Source organism: Phycisphaerae bacterium (genome assembly GCA_035384605.1).
Lineage (GTDB): Bacteria > Planctomycetota > Phycisphaerae > UBA1845 > PWPN01 > JAUCQB01.
Genome location: DAOOIV010000193.1, coordinates 1 through 5,293, shown reverse-complemented (window position 1 = coordinate 5,293; position 5,293 = coordinate 1). Strand labels below are relative to the sequence as shown.

Below are 5,293 nucleotides of genomic sequence, written 5' to 3'. Positions count from 1 at the left end.
GGCCGGCCGGGAATTCCGTCCCCATTGTGGCGGATCGTGAGGATAGGAATGCTCCACGCAGCAGGCCAAATGTCGCCGGTCTCACCCTCGCAGGGCGACGAGCGTATAGACCAGCACGTTGTAGAAGGAATGACACCCGGCGGCGACGCCGAAGCCGCGGAAGAAATAGAGACCTGCCAGGTACAGCCCTGCGAAGGTGCGGAAGAGGAACTCGGTCTGGTTGAACTGCTCGCTTCCCAACGGCCAATGATGCGAGGCGGCGAAGACGACCGCCGAGGCAAAGATGATCGCCACACTGGCCGGGGTTCGCGGCAGCCGACACAGATCGACCAGAAAGATGTGCAGCACGTTCATGCAGATGAACCGGAACACCAGTTCTTCGTAGACCCCGCCGCCGAAGCTCCTGATCACTTCGTTGAGCCAGGTGTCGTACGAAGCCGATCCGGTCGCGAGGACCGCCGCATGCGGAATGCGCCGCAGGACAATCAGCGGAATGGTATAGATCAGACTCTCGCCCAACATGCCGGCCAGGACCCAGATGTCGAACTTCCACGGGTGTTTGGCCACGAGGTGGCAGGCCAACAACACCGCCACGGTCAGCAGGGTTGGGGCGGGGAAGTAGCCGCTGACGCCGATGGTTCGAACGAGCGACTCGATCAGCCACGCGGCCACCAGTTGCTCATTGGGACTGGTTGGTCCGGCCTGATTGACGAGCCGGCCTATCTCGTAAACCACGAGGAACGGCGTGACGAAGACGAGACTGGGCCAGAAACGAAGGGTGACGTAGTAGTACTGCTGTCCCAGCACCGAATCCGGCGACGGGTAGGTACTGAAGTCGTAGCTTCTGACGCCTTGTTTCCTGGCCATGCGGGCGATTATCGTCCCAGCCGTTTCGTTGGCAATGGTTAGCGGTGTCGGCCCGGCAACGAGGTTGTTGCGGCGGCGGCGGTCCGATTCACGAAATCCTCCGGCGTTGCTCTCTCGAAGGCGGATTGACGCCATGCCGGCGGGCGGTCCGCGGCAGCGTGACCCGTACTTGCGGTTTGTTAAGAACCGCAGGGGGTTGTCAGGACGGATGCAGAGGTGGAAAACAGGGCCGCGGCTTCGAGATGAGGATCAGAGGTCGATCAGTCACACTTGGAAATCGCCAGCAGATAAGGACAAGAGCCAGATCGTTCGGATGGCCTGCTTAAGGTCGAGTCGATGCATCAAACAGGGAAGTGCGGCGCCCAAGGTGACGGAAAGGGCATGCCAGGCCGTTGGCCGCACGGAGCGGGCATCTCAGTCATTGCACGTCTTTTTCACAAACACCTTACACTGCGTTTCTGCTTGCTCATGAGGTTCGCACGCAATCTTCGCTTGAGAGTCAACTGATCGTGAATTCCCATGTGGCGATGTCCGATTATTAGTGGCGAGCCGACGCGCCGGTTGAATTGCGCGTGTCTCGGTCGACGGGAGCGGGCTGGGAAGGCGTCCCCATCTTCCGAGCAGCAAGATGAGGCGAACTGACAAAGATTCTTTCATGCCCAGTGGTCTTTACGAACAGTTGAAAAACGAGAACGCTTTACCCTCTCCCACGGGGGTGGTGCTCAAGCTCCTGCGACTCGCCGGCGACGAGGATTCCACGGTCGAAGCCATCGCGGCCACCATCGAGTCCGATCCTGCCTTGGCGGCACGCGTGCTGAAGCTGGTCAATTCCCCGATTGCCGGTACCTCGCGACGGATCGGCTCGGTATCCCGCGCGGTGGTGCTGCTCGGCCTGCGGACGCTCAAGCACCTCGCGTTAAGTATCTCGCTCATTTCGAATCACCGGACCGGGCGCTGCGAGAACTTCGATTTCACACGTTTTTGGAGGGAATCTGTTGCAAGAGCCGTATCGGCACAGCATCTGTTTGCCCGGCTGGGAGGCCTGCCGGCCGACGAGGCATTCACCCTGGGTCTGCTCGGCAAGATCGGCCAGTTGGCGTTGGCGGTGGGATGCCCGGAGCAGTATGCCCGGGCTCTGGCTCGGGCCCGGGCCGATGATATACCCGGTTTGCTCGAGATCGAACGGGAGATTTTTGGAACGGACCACAACGATCTGTCGGCGGACATGATGAGCGGCTGGCATGTGCCGGACGCTCTCTGCGAGATCGTTCGCAAGCAGGACGCCGCGGATTGGCGGGGTACGAACGCCGTTGCCCCGGCCGACGTTACCCGCGCCACATTGCGTCTTGCCTCCCTGATTGCGGCCGCATTAAACCGGCGGGAGGCGGACCCGGATCTTGCAGCCGGGCTCGAACACCAGGCCGGCCTGCTTGGGTTGACGGCGGCGGAGCTCAGCCGACTGATGGACGCCGTCCGCGAAGAGTGGCTTGAGACGACAGCGATGTTTTTGTTGAAGCCCGACCAGACATCGGAGATCGAGCAGGCCCGAGTCGGCTCTTACGGGCGGGCGTATCGTCAAAGCGACGTCGTATCTCCGACCGCGTCGGAAAAGAATGCACGACCAGCGGGCGGTGATTCGCTGCGGATTCTGGTTGTTGAAGACGATCCTGACCAGTTGGCCCTCTTGACCAAGCACCTCGGCGAGGCAGGCTACCGGGTGATGACTGCTTCAAACGGCGCCGAGGCGATATGCGTGGATCTTGCTCAAGCGCCTCAGATGATCATCACCGACTGCCAGATGCCGGGGATCGACGGACTGGAACTATGCCGCAGGTTGCGATCGCAGGAAGGCGCGGAACTGGCGTACATCATCATGCTGACCGGCTACCTGGACAGGACGCAGATGGTGGAAGCCCTTAACGCCGGGGCGGACGACGTTCTCTCCAAGCCGTACGGTCGCGAGGAACTCCTGGCCCGGGTACGTGCGGGCCAGCGGGTGGTGCGGCTCAAGGCCAGCCTGGCGGCGCGTGCCCTTGAGGTCTCCGCCTACAACGTCAAGCTCTCGGCTTACAACGACCGGCTGCAAGTCATGGCCAGCCAGGACGAGCTTACCGGATTGTTCAACCGGCGGGAGGCGATGCTTTCCCTGGCGGAGCACTGGGCGTTATCGGTCCGCCAGAACAGTCCGCTCTCGTGCGTCATGGTCGACATTGATCGGTTCAAGCGTATCAACGACAGGTACGGCCACAGGACGGGCGACCTGGTGCTGGTCGAAACGGCCAATCGCCTTCGGTCGACGGTGAGGGCTGGCGAGAAACTGTGTCGGTTCGGCGGCGAGGAGTTCCTGATCGTCTGTCCGGGCTCATCCGCCGAGGCATCGCGGCGGCTCGCCGAGCGGCTTCGGAAGGCGGTTGCGTCGAGCCCCATCAAGGCCAGGGGAGACAAGTGCAACGTTACGATCAGCCTGGGGGTTGCCGAACGGGACGAGGAGATGAGCTCGTCAGACGATTTGCTCGCCGCAGCCGATGCGGCTTTGTACGCCGCCAAGCGAGCGGGCAGAAACCGCGTGCATGTGGCGGGCCCGCGCGAGCGAGACCCGGCTGGCAAGGGGTGAGACGGCTGCCAGGCCTGACGCTGCGGCTTGCACGAACAACCGGCTTGGCACGATCCGTGCAACGCGCATCGGGATGATCCATCGCCGGCCGAAGCCTGCCTGGCGAGTCGTTCCGACCTCTGCGGCCCTGGGCTTCAGTAATTCCTCCCGCATACGGCTCCGCGGCAACGGCACGGTCGGCGTAGCACGTAAGTCTTTTTTTCATAATGGTTTACAATACTATTGGGTTCGTTTGGCGCCAGCGGTTTTTCGGCGTCCAGGGTTCAGCAATCAGGAAGACGGGTGTCACAACGGGACGTGGCCGCCGGATTCTTTACCCATTTTCTCCAGATTGCGCAGGCTTGGGTTGGTTTGGCGCCGGGGAGGTGTGGACCATCAGGTCTCGGGTTTCAGCCAGACACGCCCGGGGCAGGCCTGCGCTTGGCCGAGTGCCGAACGCAGACCGCTGATCGCTTCTGGCGGGTGGGTTCCTTTGGAGAAACGACTTGTCAAAGAACGTTGGCCTGCGGGCAGCCGGAGGGCGTGTACGGTCCCAGCCGGTTGAGGACGGTATGCCGGTGGAGTATCTCCGCCGGTCCCGTTGGGAGGATAACAGGCGGGGGTGCTCGGGCAAGAAGGATGCAAGCGGAACGCGGAGGGGAGAAGCTTTTAGCTCTTAGCTGTTGGCTCTTAGCCCAGCCGGACGTGGGGGCCAGAGAGTGCCGGACGGGGAGGGGAAGCCGAAGCGCGGAATGGGCGGAAGATACAACAGGCAAGACGGGGTATCGGTTCTCAGTGGTCGGTGATCTGCCCCAACGGGTTCTGGACATTATGGCGATGCGCAGGGATAGGCAGTGTCGACCGCTGATCGCTGAGTGCCGGCGCCTTTTTTGTGCCCGCAGATCACGCGGATTGACGCGGATAAGGAACGCGTGGGGGGCAGACTGCTCTTCGAAGCCGCGGTCCGTCGCGCGGTATGAGCAATTCCCCGATCATTTCGGTTGAGGGTCGACCGCCGACAGCTTCGGTTTAGCCTCTTCCATCGGGACTGGTGCGCATTTTGCGCGCATGTTTCCGGATCGCGGTACGCTTGGGTTGCGGCCCGCAAAAAGGCGGTCCGCCTTGGGATTGGATATGTGGGCATGTGGCCCATGCTACCGGGCAAACACCCCATGGTCCAGCTTGACGTTGCAGGCATGAACAGGTTCGTTGATCGCAGCCGCGCGTTCTTCTGATCGCCCTGCCTGGAAAGCTTCAGGCAACCACAAGAAGGGTTCAGGCGCCATCGTGAGACACGAGACCGGACGGGTTCGTTTTTGGGGGCGACTGTCTTGAGCCACTATTCCGCCGTCTTCATCCTTGCCGGCCTTCGCGGCCGCCCCTGCGGACACAAATGTTCTCCGGTTCCGGGCGTCCGCCCGTCTGAGCCATCGAGGCCGACCCGCCGAAAGGCCTCCCGGAGATCAGGCACTGAGGCAGCGCATCTGGTTCCATTCCGGTCACCGTCTGGTTCATGCTTGACATTTCAGTACTCGCCACGCGAATCAGACGCGAGCACCAGCTCTCCTGGGATGTCAAGGGTTCATCGTTCGGACCCGATCACATGGGTGCGTGACAGTGTGGGCGTGTATGCCGACCGGTCGAGGTTGGGCGAGGAGCCTCCTTCAGGGGGTGTTCCCGCCAAGGGCGGGCTGATAGACCGGGCGATATACGGGCGGTTGGTGGTCGGCCGGGGTTGTAGCCCGTTTTAGAGGGCTTACCGAGGTATCTTGGGTTCGCCCGTGGTGAGGGGGGAAGGTGTCGGTGTTGTGGTCGGGGCTGCCGGATCAGGGG

2 protein-coding genes are annotated in these 5,293 nt (G+C 62.1%); one reads left to right on the top strand and one right to left on the bottom strand.

Features of this window, described 5'->3' with window-relative positions:
- Positions 1-81 precede the first annotated feature (81 nt).
- Positions 82-867, bottom strand: a complete 786-nt coding sequence (locus PLL20_21490; protein ID HPD32573.1) for a CPBP family glutamic-type intramembrane protease — start codon at positions 865-867, stop codon at positions 82-84.
- A gap of 655 nt (positions 868-1,522) precedes the next feature.
- Here PLL20_21490 and PLL20_21485 point away from each other — a divergent pair.
- Positions 1,523-3,481, top strand: a complete 1,959-nt coding sequence (locus tag PLL20_21485) for an HDOD domain-containing protein (protein ID HPD32572.1) — start codon at positions 1,523-1,525, stop codon at positions 3,479-3,481.
- Positions 3,482-5,293: the final 1,812 nt, after the last annotated feature.